Raw genomic sequence first — 15,762 nt, forward strand, 5'->3', positions numbered from 1 at the left:
TGCAGCCAGGGACGCTCTGCGTCCCAAGAGCCGAACGCGGAGCGTCCGATGAGGCATTCCTTTGCTGCGCGTGGGAACGATCAGTGGCAGCGATCAGTGCTTGGCGACCAGGTCTTTCGGCAATTTGAAGGTCCAGAGCATCCCGCCCTGGTTGAAGTCCTTGATGCGCTTGGCCACTTCGCCGCCCCACAGCGGAACAGCACCACCCCAGCCGGAGAGGACCGAGACGTACTGCTCGCCGTCCATTTCCCAGGTCACAGGCGAGCCGAGTACGCCGGAGCCAGTCTGGAATTCCCAGACTTTCTCGCCGGTCTTGGCGTTGAATGCCTGCAGGAAACCTTCCGGCGTACCCGTGAACACCAGGTTGCCTTTGGTGGTCAGCACTCCGCCCCACAGCGGTGCGAAGTTCTTGTGGCGCCAGACTTCCTTGCCGGTTTTCGGGTCAATGGCGCGCAGCACGCCGATGTAGTCTTCATTCAACGGTTTGATGGTGAAACCGGCGCCGAGGAACGCCGCGCCTTTCTTGTAGGCGATGCCTTCGTTCCAGATGTCCATGCCCCACTCGTTGGACGGCACGTAGAACAGCCCCGTGTCCTTGTTGTAAGCCATCGGCATCCAGTTTTTCGCGCCGAGGAATGCCGGGGCTACGAACACCGAACTGCCTTTGGCTTCGATGCCCGGTGCGCCAGGACGGCTGGCTTCGTTATAGATCGGCCTGCCCTCTTTATCCAGGCCAGTGGCCCAGGTGATTTTGTCCACGAACGGGAAGCCGCGAATGAACTTGCCGTTGGTGCGGTCCAGCACGTAGAAGAAACCGTTACGGTCAGCGGTCGCGGCGGCTTTGATCTCTTTGCCGCCTTCGGTGTAGTTGAACGAGACCAGCTCGTTCACACCGTCATAGTCCCAGCCGTCGTGAGGCGTGCTCTGGAAGTGCCATTTGATGGTGCCGTCATCCGGGTTCAGCGCCAAACGCGACGACGAGTAGAGGTTGTCGCCAGGACGCAGGTGCGAGTTCCACGGCGCCGGGTTGCCGGTGCCGAACAGCAACAGATTGGTTTCCGGGTCGTAGTAACCGCCGAGCCAAGGGGCGGCGCCGCCGGTTTTCCACAGATCGCCAGGCCAGGTCTTGCCGGCTTCGCCGCCGGAGATGCCGTTCTCTACCGCCTTGCCGTCCTTGTAGACGTAGCCCATGTGGCCTTCGACGGTTGGCCGGCTCCACAGCAGGTTGCCGTTTTTCGGGTCGTAGGCTTCGATTTTGCCGACCACGCCGAACTCGCCACCGGCCACACCGGTAATCAGTTTGCCGTTGATCACCAATGGCGCGGCGCTGATCGAATAGCCTTCCTTGTGGTCGGCGACTTTCTTGCTCCAGACGACTTTGCCGGTGTCCTTGTTCAGGGCCACGAGCTTGGCGTCGAGGGTGCCGAAGAACACCAGGTCGCCATACAGCGCGACACCACGGTTGATCACGTCGCAGCAGGGACGGATGTCATCGGGCAGTCGCGCATCGTATTGCCAGAGTTTTTTGCCGGTGCGCGCATCCACCGCAAACACCCGCGAGTAGGAACCGGTCATGTACATGACGCCGTCCTTGATCATCGGCTGTGCTTGCTGACCGCGTTGTTTTTCACCGCCGAAGGAGAATGCCCAGACCGGCCGCAAGTCTTTCACGTTGTTGACGTTGAGGGTATCCAGCGGGCTGTAGCGTTGACCCTGGACGCCCAGACCGTTGGTGACGATCTGCTCCGGGTTCTTGGGGTCCTGGAGAATGTCTTGATCGGTGACGCCGGCCAATGCCGAGCCAGACAACAGCATGGCACTGAGCAACACACTCAAGACGAAGGGTTGGCGACGTGCGGGTTGGGTCATGACGGCTACCTCTGCGGTTTTTGTTATACCCGGGAAATTTTCCCGGTCTGGTGCAGATTCTTGAGCGCCGCCGCCCTTGGAACAATTGCCCGCAGTACTGAGATTGCTAGTTCCTTAGTACCGGGTCGGGAGATGAACACCGATCCCTGTGGGAGCGAGCTTGCTCGCGATGAGGCCAACACATTCAACATTGATGTCGACTGTCAGACCGCTATCGCGAGCAAGCTGATCTGGCCTAATGAATTTGGACACATCAATAGGGCGCTATGATGGCGCCCAAATCTGAGGTGTGCATGATGATGCGAAAATCCTATTCCAATGAGTTCAAACTCAAAGCTGCAAGCATGGTGCTCGATGAGGATCAGCCGATTCCCGAGATCTGTGCCAGCTTGGATATCGGCCCAACAGCCTTGCGCCGCTGGGTCGAGCAGGTGCGAAAAGAGCGCGCCGGATCGACGCTTGCCGGTACCAAGGCGATCACCGTCGACCAGAAGCAAATCCAGGAACTTAAAGCCCTGCTCAGGCAGAAAGACCGGGATATCGAAATCCTAAAAAAGGCCAGTGCTCTCCTGCTTTTGGACTCCAAAGATCATTCCCTCTGATCAGTGAGCTGGGCGAGCAGTACGGCATTACAAACTGCTGCCGCGTGTTTGAAGTCAACCGCAGCAGCTATTACGCCTGGCGTCAGCGCCAAGGTAAAACCAACCCGGAGCGCGAAGCGCTCAAGGTTGTTTTGATTAAATACCACAAGGCATCAAGAGGCTCGGCAGGTGCACGAACCCTCTCCGAAGACCTGCGGGGCGACGGCCATCAGGTGGGCCGCTACATGGCCCGCGGTTTGATGAAGGAAGCTGGGATCGCTAGCCGTCAGCGTAGACCTCACAAATACAAGTCATCGGGCGTTGAGTCGCTGGTGGCTGAGCATGAGTTGGAGCGTGAGTTTTACGTAGCTGATATCAACAAGGTTTGGTGCGCGGATATCACCTATATCCAGCTGGGCAAGCGCTGGCTCTACTTCTCAGTCGTTCTGGATCTGTTTGCGCGACGTGTTGTGGGCTGGTCGTTTTCACTGGTCGCAGACGCGACGCTGGCGCGCGAATCACTGCGAATGGCCGTCGAATTGAGAGGACGACCTAAAGGTGTACTGTTTCATTCTGACCAGGGATGTCAGTACACCAGCCATAAATTCAGGGACGAACTGATGGCGCACGAGCTTAGGCAGAGCATGAGTCGAAAAGGCCAATGCTGGGATAACGCCCCGATGGAGCGTTTTTTTGGAAGTTTGAAGTCAGAATGGGTACCTGAAAATGGGTACAACTCAGAACACGAAGCCCGAGTTGATATAAACCGCTATGTGGCGCGCTACAACAACGTCAGGCGCCATAGTTACAACGGTTACCACTCACCTGTAGCAGCGGAAAAGTTGGCGGCGTGAGAACCGAAAAAAATGTCCAAAATTACTGGACCAGTTCAAGCTCGCTCCCACATTGGTTCTGCGTGCATCACTTTTCCGCGGTGGAATCGACACGGGTCATTTGTGCGCGCTCGTAGCGCGGGTACAAGTGGCTGACGCTGCGGATCAGCTCGTAACGACTCAGGCTGATGCCAGCGAAACGGTCGGGGATGGGGCTGCGGATCATCTCGGCCATGTCACTGCCGTTGGCGGCGCCGTCGCGCATGAGTTGATCGAGCCAGGTGAGGTAGTCGCGCATCTGTTCGAACGGCTGTTGATCCGTGGCCACCGGGCCGTGGCCGGGAACGATCAGCGTCCAGGGCAAGCCTTGAAGTGTGGCAATGTCCGCCAGCCACACCGACAGCCCCGGACTGTTGGGCGTGGTCAGCGCCCGTTGATAAAACACCAGATCCCCGGCAAACAACACGCCGGTTTTCTGGTCGAGAATAGCCAGATCCGCGCCAGTGTGCCCACCCAGGCCCAGCAGACGAAAATCGTGATCCCCAAAACTTCGCACGCCGGGCGTCAGCGTTTCGGCCGGCAACACCACTTCGGTGCCGCGCATCCAGTCACCCACCAGTCGATACAGGTTCTCGGCCATGGCATCGCCCTGCTGATGCAACAGCTCGGTGGTGCCGGCCAGCGCGCCGATCGGCACGTCACTGAAGGCCTGGTTGCCGAGCACATGATCAGGATGATGATGGGTCAGCAGCACCTCAATCACCGGTTTATCGGTGGTCGCGGCAATCGCCTTGCGCATCGCTTCGCCGTAGCGTTTCGACGGCCCGGTATCGATCACCACCACGCCGCGCTCGGTGACGATGAACGCGGTATTGACGATGTTGCCGCCGTTGGCCTTGGCAAAATTGTCAGTGCTGCCTTCCAGCAGCCAGGTGTCTTCGGCGATCTGTCGGGGCTTGAGTGAATACTCGAGCTCGGCCAGGGCCGGCAGGCTCAGGCTCATGAACAACAGCAGTATCCAGCGCATCACGCGCTCCTTTGAGTCAGGGTATGGCCGCATCGAATTGATTGCCGCTGTTGTCCCGCAGTAACAGGCGCGTCTGCCCTGCTCCTTCGATGTCGAAGGCCAGGTTGGGGTTTTCACTGACGGCGGGAAACAGCTCAAGACGGGCCAGCAGCTGATCGTTCTGATCCCGCAGTTCGGCATGGTTGATGAAGAACTCCGGGATGCCGCTGACCATGCCGTTATCCATCGGATGTGCCACCTGCAGCCGCACACGACTGAATTCGCCACGGGGATAACGACCGCCCAGCACTTCGCCGAGGTGGTCTTCCCAGCCCGGCTGAGTACGCACCACACTCGGCGCCGTGCAACCGCCGCCCGCCGCATCAATCAGGGTCGAGCCGACATGCCACAACCCGTCACGGGTCAGCACCGCCGCACGCAACGGCGTGGCTTGCTCGATGCGGATGCGGATCGACAGCCAGGGCAGTACGCGATCGATCGGCTGGAAATCGACGATTTTTGGCAAGGGGTTGAGTTCGGCCCAGGCAAGGATTTTCACCACCTCGCCCTTGAACGCTCGGGCGTCGATTTCCAGCGGCACCTGCCGGGCGTCTTCGGCGAACGGCGGCGCCAGCAGCTTGACCCGGTCGTCGAACACGAACGGCGCATCGCCGAGCATCTGCTTGTGATAGAAGGCCCACATCACCGACGGCACCGGGTCTTTACCCGGATCGATGTCCACGGCGTACGCGGCGATGGGTAACCAACAGGCCAACAGACAACCCACTCGCCAGTTCACTGTTGATACATCTCGGGCACGTCATAGCGCAGGCCGTAATGACCATAAATGGTTTTGACTGCGCCCTCGCGAATCAAGGTTTCCAGCGCCTCTTCCACTGCATAGGCCAACTGACGGTTGCTTTCATGCACCGCCATGCCGATCTCCCAGAGCTGCTTACCCATGTTCGGGTAGGCGTTTTCCGCCAGCGCCACTTGCGGGTCCGCCGCTTCATGCACTTGCCAGTCAATCTCGCCGCGCATGGCCATCACCGCGTCGACTTCACCGGCCTTCATGGCCGCGAAAGCCTGCGACACACCAGGGTAGTGATGGGTTTTGCCAGCGAGCATGCCGCTGAATACCGAGGTCAGGTAGAACGACGGCACACTGTCGACTTCGACGCCGATCGGGTGGTGCTCGAACACGGCGACGCTGCCCACCTTATCCAGTCGGCGACGGTCGAAGGCGACCTGCCATTGTTCGTTCTGGTACGGCCCGAACATCACCACATGACCGTTTTCCAACTCACCCAGTTCATTGCGCTTCTGCGCGTAATAGCGATCGTACGGCACGCGCATCATCAGGTCGGCCAGTTGCAGATCGTGCAACTGACTGGCACGCCAGATGTAATCGCGCAGGTCGTCATCGAGCTTCTCGCCGGCGGGTGCCCACATCAACCTCAGGCGCACGCCGAGGGCCTTGGCCAGCGCCTCGGCGAGTTCGACATCAACGCCACGGGCTTGGTCGGCGTCTTGAAAACTGTAGGGGGCGAAGTCCTTGTAGACCGCCACTTTCAGCTCCCCGGCGGCGATCATTTCGTCATAGGTTCGGACCTGCGCCTGCACTGCCTGGCAGCACAGCAACACAGCGCTGATCAACACGGCGAGCAGGCGCATGGATTACTCCTCGATGTGAACGCTGTCCAGGTAGGTGCGCACCGCCCACAAAGCTTCCTGGCTCAGGTAGTCGGCCATCTTCGGCATGTAGACCCGACCCTCACGTACGGCGCCGTGGCGCACGCGTTCAACGAACCATTCATCACCCGCTTCGGCGACATCGAGCAGGCGCAAATCGGGGGCGATGCCACCGGATTTGGCTTCCAGGCCATGACAGGCCGCACAGTTCTGGTTGTAGGCCGAAGAGCCGATTTCCACGGCTTTATCGTGCTCCGGGGAGGTGCGATACGGGTTCACCGCTGCCCACCCATCGCCATCAACCTGTACGCCAGAGTCCTTGATCGGGGTCAGGCCCGGGGTGGCGACAGCCTGAGGTACCACGTTGCCGTGGGCCCAGACGGAACCTGCGCTGATAAAACCGGCTAGCAGTCCGGCAACGAGTAAGGCGTTGCGTTTTGTTGTCATTGTTATGCCCTCTTGATTGCACGCAAAACCTCTGTGAAGAGGCTATGGCAACCATCTTAGGAAGGGCTTCGCGCAAGCCCCATGCTGCTTTGGTGGCCGCCGTCTAGTCCCTTGGTAGTAGGGCTTGTGGTGCACATCCAAATACAGCCGCGGATCGCTAAAACCGCGCCGCCCCGGACGAGTTACTACCTTGGTACTGGCTCACTGGTACTTTCTGCATATTTCCTTCTGCCTCGCAGGCTTCCTATGCTGGGGCTTCCAGTAATGGAGTGCCCTATGCGCCAGCTTGCCCCTTACGCCCTGATCTACCTGTTGGCGATTGCCTGCGCCGCCGGGGTGGCGACCCAGAGCCAGGCCGCCGACGCGCCGTTGCAGGTGCAGATTGGCTACCTGGGCTATCGCCCCGACCCGGGCCCGTTGCTGTCGAACGTCATTCCCGAGCCAGTCGATGCCGGGCTGCGTGGCGCCGAACTGGCGATCACTGACAGCAACAGCACCGGGCGTTTCCTCAACCAGAGCTACAGCCTGGTCAGCGCCAACGTCGACACTCCGGATGCCCTGGTCGAAGCGGCCAAGGCCCAGCATGAACAAGGTCTACGCCTGTTTGTGGTGAACGCACCGGCGCAGAGCCTGCGCCGGCTCAGCGCGGTATTACCCGACAGCTTGCTGTTCAATGCCGGCAGTCCCGATGACAGCCTGCGCAGCTCCGATTGCCTGCCGAACGTTCTTCACAGCCTGCCGAGTCGGGCGATGCTCGCCGATGCGCTGGCGCAGTTTCTGATGGTACGCAAATGGCAACGGGCGCTGCTGATCGTCGGCCCGACCCCGGACGATCAAGCCTATGCCGCCGCCCTGCGCCGCGCCGCCAAACGCTTCGGGTTGAAACTGGTCGCGGAAAAAGCCTGGAGTTTCGACAACGATCAGCGTCGCAGCGCCCAGGCCGACATGCCGTTGTTCACCCAGACCGCCGAGTACGACGTGGTGCTGGTGGCGGATGAGCGCGGTGATTTCGGCGAATACGTGCCCTACCAGACCTGGTACCCACGGCCGGTCGCCGGCACTCAGGGCCTGACCCCGGTGGGCTGGCACAAAACCGTGGAAACCTACGGCGCCGCCCAGTTGCAGAAACGCTTCGAGGCCCTGGCCGGGCGCTGGATGAATGACCGCGATTTCGCCGCCTGGATCGCCGTGCGCAGCATCGCCAGTGCGGTGAGCACGTTGCGTCAGACCGATCCGATGGCGATCCGTACGCTTGAAACCAGCGATCAATTGCCGCTGGACGGTTTCAAGGGCCGCAAGCTCAGCTATCGGTCGTGGAACGGCCAGTTGCGCCAACCCATTCCCATCGTCCAGCCCCGCGCGCTGGTCAGCACTTCGCCGCAGGACGGTTTTCTACACCCCTTTAACGAAATGGACAGCCTGGGCTACGACAAGCCCGAGGTCAGCTGCCGCTTTCCCTGATCCCCCTCCACAACAACGACAACAAAAAGGAATTCGCCATGCGTCGCACCTTGCTCTCTTGCACCCTGCTGCTTGCCGCCGGGCACGCCGCGGCCACCACCGCCTGGGTCTCCAACGAAAAGGACAACAGCCTGAGCCTGATCGACCTGCAGACCCTGCAAGTCATAGACACTTTGCCCGTCGGCCAGCGCCCACGCGGTTTGCTGCTGTCCCACGACAATAAGCTGCTGTACATCTGCGCCAGTGACTCGGACCGGGTCCAGGTGATGGACGTCGCCACGCGCAAGATCATCAAGGAGCTGCCCTCGGGCAAAGATCCTGAGCAGTTCGCCCTGCACCCCAACAATCGCTGGCTGTACGTTTCCAACGAAGACGATGCGCTGGTGACGGTGATCGACACCGAAACCTCCAAGGTGCTGAGCCAGATCAACGTCGGCGTCGAACCCGAAGGCATGGCCGTCAGCCCCGACGGCAAGTGGGCGGTGAACACCAGCGAAACCACCAACATGCTGCACTGGATCGACACCAGCACCCAGACCCTGGCCGACAACACCCTGGTGGATCAGCGGCCGCGCTTCGTCGAATTCACGCCCGATGGCTCGAAGCTCTGGGCCTCGGCGGAAATCGGCGGCACGGTAACGATTCTCGACGTCGCCACCCGCAAGATCCTCAAGACCCTGACCTTCCAGATCAAGGGCGTGCACCCGGATAAGGTTCAACCGGTGGGTATCAAACTCAGCGCCGACGGCAAGTACGGTTTCGTCGCCCTCGGCCCGGCCAATCATGTGGCGGTAATCGACGCCAAGACCTTCGAGATTCTTGATTATCTGTTGGTCGGGCGACGGGTCTGGCAGATGTCGTTCACCCCCGATCAACGGCAATTGCTGGCCACCAACGGTGTTAGCGGCGACGTGTCGGTGATCGATGTCGACAGCCTCAAGGTCACCCAATCGATCAAGGTCGGGCGCTATCCGTGGGGCGTGGTGGTGACCCCATGAACGCACTGGAAGTCAGCGACCTGAGTTTCGCCTATGGCGCGCGCGCGGCGTTGCGCCAGGTGAATTTCAGCTTGGCACCCGGGCGTTTCGCAGCGTTGCTCGGGCCGAACGGCGCGGGCAAATCGACGCTGATCGCCCTGCTAACCCGTCTTTACGATGTTCAGCGCGGTGACATCCGCGTCGGCGGTTGTTCGCTGCGTAACGCGGCGCGCCCGGCGCTCAAGCAACTGGGTGTGGTGTTTCAGCAAAGCACGTTGGACTTGGACCTCAGCGTCGAGCAAAACCTGCGTTACCACGCCGCGCTGCATGGGATGTCCCGGCGTCAGACCGGAATCCGGGTCGACGCCGAACTGGCCCGCCAGTCCCTGACCGAACGCCGCCGCGAGCGGGTCCGCGAACTCAATGGCGGTCACCGTCGCCGGGTGGAAATCGCCCGCGCCTTGCTGCATGAACCGCGTCTGCTGCTGCTCGACGAGGCGAGCGTCGGCCTCGACCCGGCCAGCCGGCTGGCGCTCAATCAGCACATCCGCAGCCTGTGCCGCGAGCAGAACATCAGCGTGCTCTGGACCACCCATTTGCTGGATGAGGTGCAGCCCAGCGACGACTTGCTGATTCTTCATCAAGGCCGGCTCGTGGCCAGCGGGCAGGCGGATGCCTTGAGCCAGGAACATGGCGGCGATCTCGGGTCGGCCTTCACCCGCCTGACAACATCAGGAGTCGCCCAATGAACGCCTACTGGCAATGTTTCAGCGGCATCGTCCTGCGTGAATGGCTGCGCTTTGTGTTGCAGCGCACGCGGTTTCTGAGTGCGCTGGTGCGGCCGTTGCTGTGGTTGTTGGTGTTCGCCGCCGGTTTTCGCGCCGCACTCGGGATCGCGATCATCGAGCCCTATGACACCTACATTCCCTATGAGGTCTACATCATCCCCGGGCTGGCCTGCATGATCCTGTTGTTCAACGGCATGCAAGGTTCGCTGTCCATGGTCTATGACCGGGAAATGGGCAGCATGCGCGTGCTGCTGACCAGCCCCCTGCCCCGAACCTTTCTGTTGTGCAGCAAGTTGTTGGCCACCTCGCTGATCTCGCTGTTGCAGGTCTATGCCTTCCTGGCGATTGCCTGGGTGTACGGTGTGCAACCACCGGCCATGGGCTTGTTGATTGCACTACCGGCGTTGCTGCTGGTGGCATTGATGCTCAGCGCTCTGGGCTTGTTGCTGTCCAACGCCATCCGTCAGCTGGAAAACTTTGCAGGGGTGATGAATTTCGTGATCTTCCCGCTGTTTTTCCTGTCGTCGGCACTGTACCCACTGTGGAAAATGCGCGAGTCCAGCGAGTGGCTGTACGGGTTGTGCGCGTTGAACCCATTCACCCATGCGGTGGAGCTGGTGCGGTTCGCCCTGTATGAACGCTTCAATCCGTTGGCATTAGCGGTGTGTGTGGGGCTCACACTGGTATTCGCTCTGCTCGCCGTGCTCACCTTCAACCCGCAACACGCCGCCCTGCGCAAATCCAACTGACTACCCCATCCCGATCGTTCCCACGCGCAGCAAAGGAATGCCTCAACGGACGCTCCGCGTTCGGCTCTGGATGGGACGCAGAGCGCCCCGGGCTGCATTCCCACGCAGAGCGTGGGAACGATCAATTCGTGTGAAATTACTACTTTAGTACTGCTTTACCTGTCTATCGTCGCATTCCCAACGCACCGAGACTGGCATGTAATGGGTTCATAACTATAAGGATTGAACCCCATGCCGCGTGCCCGACGTCGCCTGCTGCGCCCTTCTCTCGCTGCGCTATCGCTGAGCCTGTTGCTGGGCGTCGCGCAGGCCGAGACACCGCTGTTCTCAGCCGACGGCTATCGCATTGGCCTCTACCGCAGCCCGACCCCGAATCAAGTACAGGGAGCAGGTATCATCGATACCGCGGCTCTGCAAATCCTGCTGACCCAGACGCCGCGTCCGTTGCTGATCGACGTCTACCGCCGGCAATGGCTGCAAGGACGTTTCATCGAGGACCAGCCCCACGAAAACCTGCCCGGCAGCCATTGGCTGGCCAATACCGGCGACGGTGACCTGACGCCCGACTGGCAGGACTATTTTGTGCGTAAGCTGAACACATTGACCGATGGCGATCTCGCGCAGCCGCTGGTCTTCTACTGCCGCTCCGATTGCTGGCTGAGTTGGAACGCCGTGAAACGCGCCGCCGCCATGGGCTATAAGACGTTGTACTGGTATCGCGACGGCCTGGACGCCTGGCAGGCAGCCAACTTGCCCGTAACGCCGGCCCAGCCCGAGCCCTTTCCCTGACCTTTACGCGTGCGCGTTGTTGCCACACCCTAATCAAAATAATGAGGTGAAAGGCTATGTACAAAATTCTGATTGCCGACGATCACCCGCTGTTTCGCGAAGCCATTCATAACGTCATCAGCGATGGTTTTCCGGGCAGCGAGGTGATGGAAACCGCCGACCTGGACAGCGCCCTGGTGCTGACTCAGGAACACGACGACCTGGACCTGATCCTGCTCGACCTGAACATGCCCGGCATGCATGGCCTCAATGGCCTGATCAACCTGCGCAACGAGGCGCCGACCATTCCGGTGGTGATCGTCTCGGCCGAACAGGACAAACAAGTCGTGCTGCAGGCCATCACCTATGGCGCGGTGGGTTTCATCACCAAATCCTCGCCACGGGTGCAGATGACCGAGGCCATCCAGCAGATTCTCAACGGCAATGTCTACTTGCCACCGGACATCATCCGCACGCAAAAATGCGGTTCAAGGCGCATGCACGATGCCCCGAGCTTTCCGCCGGAATTGCTCCAGGCCTTGACCCGCAAGCAATTGCTGGTGCTCGAACGCATGACCAAGGGCGAGTCGAACAAACAGATCGCCTACACCCTGGAAATCGCCGAAACCACGGTCAAGGCCCACGTCTCGGCGATCCTGCGCAAACTCAATGTGCACAATCGGGTGCAGGCAATTTTGAGTGCAGGGGACATTGATTTCGGGTCGTATTTGCGGCGCTGAGGTTTGTCATGATCGTTCCCACGCAGAGCGTGGGAACGATCCTGGGCTCAAGGCCTGCCGAGCAAGTGACTCATCGCGGTCTTGAGCTTCATCGGCCGCACCGGTTTGTGCATCAGGGTGTGGCCCAATTCGCGAATCTGCTGTTTGAGTTCATTGCTGTAATTGGCGGTGATCATCATCGCCGGAATGGCCGAGCCGCGACGGGCGTTGATCCGGGCAACGGCATCAACGCCGTTCTGATCGTCATTCAGGTGGTAGTCGGCGATCAGCAAGTCTGCTTCTTCGTGATAGTTGTCCACTTGTCGCGCCAGGTCCTCCTCGGACAGCGCCGTGACCACCAGACACCCCCACCCTTCAAGCAGCGTGCGCATGCCGGCGCAAATGGCCGCGTCGTTATCCAGCACCCACACCCGCGCCCCACGCAGACGTTCAAGCATCGGTTCACTCATCAGCAGGCTTGGCAGCGTTTTGGGTGCCGTAGCACTCAAAGGCACTTCGACGGAGAACATCGAGCCCTTGCCCGGCCACGAACGCACGTGAATGCGGTGACCGAGAATCCCGGCAATCTTCTCCACGATCGCCAGCCCCAAACCTAACCCGCGATCCTGATCCGGACGCTGCACGTCACCGCGCTTGAACTCTTGAAAAATCTCTTCCAGGCGGTTTTCGGCAATGCCCATGCCGCTGTCCCAGACCTCGATCGACAGGCGCTGGTGATGACGCCGGCAACCGAGCACCACACGACCGCTGTAGGTGTAGCGAATGGCGTTGCTCAGCAAGTTGCGCAGGATCCGCGCCAGCAACTGAATGTCGCTGCGCACCAGAGCGGAACACGGGATGAAATGCAGCTCCAGGCCTTCACTGCGGGCCACCTGGGTGTACTCGGCCGCGAGGTTTTCCAGCAATTCGCTCAGGGCAAACGGCGCAATGTCGGCCTTGATCACCCCGGCATCCAGTTTGGAGATGTCCACTAAAGTGCCCAGCAGGTTTTCCACGTCTTCCAGGGAGTTGCTGACGTTACGCACCAAAATCGCATTGGCCACCGGTTCGCGTCGTTCCAGCAAAGCGCTGGTAAACAGCCGCGCGGCATTGAGCGGTTGCAGCAAGTCGTGACTGACGGCGGCAAGAAACTTGGTCTTTGACAGGTTGGCCTGCTCGGCCTCGAGTTTGGCTTCGCGCAGGCGAGACTCCGCTCGCCGACGCTCGTCGATCTCGCGCAGCAATTGGTCGTTGAGCGTCGTCAGTTCCGCCGTCCGCTCGCGCACCCGCAATTCAAGGTTCTGATAGGCCTGGTGCAGCGCCTCGGCGGTGCGGCGGCGCTCGGTGATGTCGCGGATCAACACGAAAATCCCCACCACTTCTCCGGTGGCAAGGCGATTAGGCACATAGGAGCGCAGCATGTAGCGCTCCTGGTTGTTGATGTTGGTTTCGGCAAACTCGAACGTCACGCTCTCACCGGCCAACGCCCGAGCCACATAGGCTTCCAGACGCTGGTAATGCTGTTCGCTGTGGACTTCGCGCAGGCTCTGCCCAAGCATCACGCCCCGAGGCCAGCAGTACCATTCTTCATACACCTTGTTGGTGAACTCGTAGACCAGGTCGGCATTCAGGTAGGCAATCAGCGCCGGCACATGGTCGGTGATCAGACGAATCCAGCGCTCGCTTTCGCTCAGCGCTTCGGCGTGTTGGTAGCGTTCGGTGATGTCGGTGAAGGTGTTGACGAAACCGCCGGTGGGCAACGGATGGGTGCGGATTTCCAGCACCCGGCCATCGTAGAGACGCTGCTCGCATTCCTGCACGTGCCGCCCGTTTAGATCACGACTGGCCGGCGTCAGCAAGTGCAACTCGCTGTCGGCGATCACCTCGGCGAACTGCCGATGGGCCGCCACCGGCGCCAGGCCGCTCAACTCGAGGAAGCGTCGGTTCCACAGTTCCAGAATGCCCTCGGCGTTGACCATCGCCACCCCTTGAGAAAGGTTGTCGACCGCCCGTTGCAACAGATGTGATTTCTGCGCCACCGCCTGCTCGCGGCGCATGGTTTCGCTGAGTTTGACGTCGGTAATGTCGGTGAACAGGATCACCCGTCCGCCCTCTTGGGTCGGTCGTTCGCTGACTTGCAACCAGCGACCGTCCTGCAGGCGATACAGCAGATTTTCGTCGGCATGCCCGCGCGGTTCTTCGGTGAACAGCCCGGTGGCGGACATCAGCCGCTTGACCTCGGCCAGGCGCATGCCGGCGTTGATCCGCACCCGGCTTTTACCCCAGAAAGCCTTGAAGCGACTATTGAACAGCACGATCCGCTGGTCCGCATCGAACAGCACAAACGCATCGGAAATGCTCTCGATGGCATCGATCAAATGCTGATGCGCGGTTTCCGCGCGCAGGCGTGCTTCGCTGAGCAAGTGATTGCCTGACTTGAGTTCAGCCATGGCCTGGTTCAAGGCGTCGGTGCGTTCACGCACCTGTTCGGCCAGCACCACCGAATGCTGGAACGCCGCGTAGGGGTCGTTGCCGCGAGTGATGCCGGATTCGATCCGCTCGATCAGCGCGCCATTGATGCGCTGCAGTTTGTGGTTGTCGCGCTGCAGGCCGGCGATCTGTGCCTGAAGCTCAGCGATGCCCAGGGGACCGGCCTCGGGCAATGGCAACCCCGGTGAAGGTCTGGTTGATGTGCATGCCATTGAACTGTTCTCCGTAGGTGTTGAAACCCATCACCCGTTGGTCACGCAAAAAAGCCCCTATCTGCTCCAGTCTGCCGCCGTCTTCCAGCTCCAGACGCCTGAGAAAGCAGTCGCAGCCAATGGTCAGCAGCAGATCGCCGAGGCGCTCCTGCAACCCTTCGAACAGCGTTTGCAGATTCGGCAGCATCGGGCCTGGCGTCATGACCGTGAGAACGATGCCGTTTTCCACCGCGCAGTAGAAACTCAGGCTCAGGTCCGGATGAACCTGCTGGATCGCCCGCACGTAATACTGATCGTTGATCCGTACGGCCAATGGGTGCGCGGCGAAGATCCGATGATCGAGCTCCGCTACCGGCACACCGATGTGCCGGGCGTACTCCTCGGCGGCCGGCTCGGCATTGAGTTCAAAGACCCGGCGCGAGGCGCTGTCGGCGCCGGTGACCACTAGTTTTTCCGCCCTCGGCAAGATGTGGTGAGTGGTGAACACCTCGAAATCCAGCCAGGTGTTGACCAGCACCACCACCGCCGCGCCGCTGTGGAACTCGCCATTGAAATAGACGTGGGTGTGGGTCAGGTAATTGTCGTCGCCGGCCGAACCGCCAAAATGCGGGATGTCACCCAGCGCCGCACTCAGGGCCGCGAGGACCATTTCTTCACGGCTGGACAAACCATCGAGCAGGGTCAGCGCAAAGCTGTTGCCCTTGATCGGCGCCTGGGTGTTGCTGCGACAGCCACTGACCAGTCGCTCGACCATTTGCTGGGCGTCGATCAGGCTGAAGCGCTCCATCTCGGAGATCAGTTCGGCGTCGATGGAAAAATGCCGATGGTCGAAGCCCACCGCGGTCACGCAGTTGCGACCGTAGCCCAACGGCGTGATTTCCCCGGCGCTGGTGCAACCCACCAGGCGAATGCCACCGAAGCTTTGTTGCAAGGCCAGGCCCAGCGCCTGCAAGTCGTACTCGGCGGAACAGAAGAACAGCACAAACCCCAGATGCGGGTGCAACAACTGCCGCGCCAACGCCTGGGCAACCTCCTGGGCATCGGTGGCCTGGGACATTGCACTGACCACACCTTCGTTCTGGACCTGCTGCATTGTCGCCTCCCGCAGGTGCGCATGTATGAGGCCCGAGTGTACGAAGCCTGAGGGTCGCGACGTATGCTACTTGGGTA

The 15,762-nt window shown here is 60.5% G+C and carries 15 protein-coding genes; 8 read left to right on the forward strand and 7 right to left on the reverse strand.

Annotated elements, in window-relative coordinates; translation table 11 throughout:
• Positions 1-93: 93 nt before the first annotated feature.
• A complete protein-coding gene (locus ACYZTR_RS15930) occupies positions 94-1,869 on the reverse strand; it encodes a PQQ-dependent methanol/ethanol family dehydrogenase (RefSeq protein ID WP_461972351.1) in 1,776 nt (591 codons plus the stop codon).
• 293 nt (positions 1,870-2,162) lie between these two features.
• Between ACYZTR_RS15930 and ACYZTR_RS15935 the strand changes: the two genes are divergently transcribed.
• The gene (locus tag ACYZTR_RS15935) at positions 2,163-2,471 is read left to right on the forward strand and encodes a transposase (RefSeq protein ID WP_461972353.1); all 309 of its coding nucleotides are present in this window, start codon (positions 2,163-2,165) and stop codon (positions 2,469-2,471) included.
• Between the two features lie 26 nt (positions 2,472-2,497).
• The gene (locus ACYZTR_RS15940; RefSeq protein ID WP_461979754.1) at positions 2,498-3,304 is read left to right on the forward strand and encodes an IS3 family transposase; all 807 of its coding nucleotides are present in this window, start codon (positions 2,498-2,500) and stop codon (positions 3,302-3,304) included.
• Between the two features lie 67 nt (positions 3,305-3,371).
• On the opposite strand, the gene ACYZTR_RS15945 is transcribed toward ACYZTR_RS15940, so the two are convergent.
• From ACYZTR_RS15945 to pedF, 4 genes are read right to left on the reverse strand one after another with little or no spacing between them, the layout of a single operon-like run.
• Complete coding sequence (locus tag ACYZTR_RS15945) at positions 3,372-4,310, reverse strand: quinoprotein relay system zinc metallohydrolase 1 (RefSeq protein ID WP_461972355.1); 939 nt, start codon at positions 4,308-4,310, stop codon at positions 3,372-3,374.
• A 16-nt stretch (positions 4,311-4,326) separates the two neighbouring features.
• Entirely contained in the window at positions 4,327-5,088 is a 762-nt protein-coding gene (locus ACYZTR_RS15950; RefSeq protein ID WP_461972357.1) for a quinoprotein dehydrogenase-associated SoxYZ-like carrier, read from the reverse strand.
• Complete coding sequence (locus ACYZTR_RS15955) at positions 5,085-5,963, reverse strand: substrate-binding periplasmic protein (RefSeq protein WP_461972359.1); 879 nt, start codon at positions 5,961-5,963, stop codon at positions 5,085-5,087. The genes ACYZTR_RS15950 and ACYZTR_RS15955 overlap by 4 nt, the downstream gene beginning before the upstream one ends.
• A 3-nt stretch (positions 5,964-5,966) precedes the next feature.
• Complete coding sequence (gene pedF, locus ACYZTR_RS15960; RefSeq protein WP_461972361.1) at positions 5,967-6,428, reverse strand: cytochrome c-550 PedF; 462 nt, start codon at positions 6,426-6,428, stop codon at positions 5,967-5,969.
• A gap of 276 nt (positions 6,429-6,704) precedes the next feature.
• Between pedF and ACYZTR_RS15965 the strand changes: the two genes are divergently transcribed.
• The 6 genes from ACYZTR_RS15965 (at position 6,705) to ACYZTR_RS15990 (ending at position 11,911) form a co-directional block, all read left to right on the forward strand.
• Positions 6,705-7,889: an ABC transporter substrate-binding protein gene (locus tag ACYZTR_RS15965; RefSeq protein ID WP_461972363.1), complete on the forward strand. Its 1,185-nt coding sequence runs from the start codon at positions 6,705-6,707 to the stop codon at positions 7,887-7,889.
• A gap of 38 nt (positions 7,890-7,927) precedes the next feature.
• Positions 7,928-8,887: a YVTN family beta-propeller repeat protein gene (locus tag ACYZTR_RS15970; RefSeq protein WP_461972365.1), complete on the forward strand. Its 960-nt coding sequence runs from the start codon at positions 7,928-7,930 to the stop codon at positions 8,885-8,887.
• Entirely contained in the window at positions 8,884-9,615 is a 732-nt protein-coding gene (locus ACYZTR_RS15975; RefSeq protein ID WP_461972367.1) for an ABC transporter ATP-binding protein, read from the forward strand. Before ACYZTR_RS15970 ends, ACYZTR_RS15975 begins: the two co-directional genes overlap by 4 nt.
• Positions 9,612-10,403: an ABC transporter permease gene (locus tag ACYZTR_RS15980; RefSeq protein WP_461972369.1), complete on the forward strand. Its 792-nt coding sequence runs from the start codon at positions 9,612-9,614 to the stop codon at positions 10,401-10,403. The genes ACYZTR_RS15975 and ACYZTR_RS15980 overlap by 4 nt, the downstream gene beginning before the upstream one ends.
• A 231-nt stretch (positions 10,404-10,634) precedes the next feature.
• Positions 10,635-11,192: a PQQ-dependent catabolism-associated CXXCW motif protein gene (locus ACYZTR_RS15985; RefSeq protein ID WP_461972371.1), complete on the forward strand. Its 558-nt coding sequence runs from the start codon at positions 10,635-10,637 to the stop codon at positions 11,190-11,192.
• A 56-nt stretch (positions 11,193-11,248) separates the two neighbouring features.
• A complete protein-coding gene (locus ACYZTR_RS15990) occupies positions 11,249-11,911 on the forward strand; it encodes a response regulator (protein ID WP_461972373.1) in 663 nt (220 codons plus the stop codon).
• A 47-nt stretch (positions 11,912-11,958) separates the two neighbouring features.
• Here the strand turns inward: ACYZTR_RS15990 and nahK are convergent, their stop codons facing one another.
• Together nahK and nosP are read right to left on the reverse strand one after the other, a co-directional pair.
• Positions 11,959-14,553, reverse strand: coding sequence for a hybrid sensor histidine kinase/response regulator NahK/ErcS' (nahK, locus tag ACYZTR_RS15995; RefSeq protein WP_461979756.1), 2,595 nt, complete (start codon positions 14,551-14,553; stop codon positions 11,959-11,961).
• A complete protein-coding gene (gene nosP, locus ACYZTR_RS16000) occupies positions 14,522-15,685 on the reverse strand; it encodes a nitric oxide-sensing protein NosP (protein ID WP_461972375.1) in 1,164 nt (387 codons plus the stop codon). The genes nahK and nosP overlap by 32 nt, the downstream gene beginning before the upstream one ends.
• Positions 15,686-15,762 lie beyond the last annotated feature (77 nt).

It is taken from the genome of Pseudomonas sp. Hz4, assembly GCF_054898165.1.

Coding starts and splice junctions, on each gene's coding strand:
- nosP (WP_461972375.1), bottom strand. CDS start 15,685: ATGCAGCAGGTCCAGAACGAAGGTGTGGTCAGTGCAATGTCCCAGGCC.
- pedF (WP_461972361.1), bottom strand. CDS start 6,428: ATGACAACAAAACGCAACGCCTTACTCGTTGCCGGACTGCTAGCCGGT.
- ACYZTR_RS15975 (WP_461972367.1), top strand. CDS start 8,884: ATGAACGCACTGGAAGTCAGCGACCTGAGTTTCGCCTATGGCGCGCGC.
- ACYZTR_RS15980 (WP_461972369.1), top strand. CDS start 9,612: ATGAACGCCTACTGGCAATGTTTCAGCGGCATCGTCCTGCGTGAATGG.
- ACYZTR_RS15935 (WP_461972353.1), top strand. CDS start 2,163: ATGATGATGCGAAAATCCTATTCCAATGAGTTCAAACTCAAAGCTGCA.
- ACYZTR_RS15985 (WP_461972371.1), top strand. CDS start 10,635: ATGCCGCGTGCCCGACGTCGCCTGCTGCGCCCTTCTCTCGCTGCGCTA.
- ACYZTR_RS15945 (WP_461972355.1), bottom strand. CDS start 4,310: ATGCGCTGGATACTGCTGTTGTTCATGAGCCTGAGCCTGCCGGCCCTG.
- ACYZTR_RS15965 (WP_461972363.1), top strand. CDS start 6,705: ATGCGCCAGCTTGCCCCTTACGCCCTGATCTACCTGTTGGCGATTGCC.
- ACYZTR_RS15970 (WP_461972365.1), top strand. CDS start 7,928: ATGCGTCGCACCTTGCTCTCTTGCACCCTGCTGCTTGCCGCCGGGCAC.
- ACYZTR_RS15955 (WP_461972359.1), bottom strand. CDS start 5,963: ATGCGCCTGCTCGCCGTGTTGATCAGCGCTGTGTTGCTGTGCTGCCAG.
- ACYZTR_RS15990 (WP_461972373.1), top strand. CDS start 11,249: ATGTACAAAATTCTGATTGCCGACGATCACCCGCTGTTTCGCGAAGCC.
- ACYZTR_RS15930 (WP_461972351.1), bottom strand. CDS start 1,869: ATGACCCAACCCGCACGTCGCCAACCCTTCGTCTTGAGTGTGTTGCTC.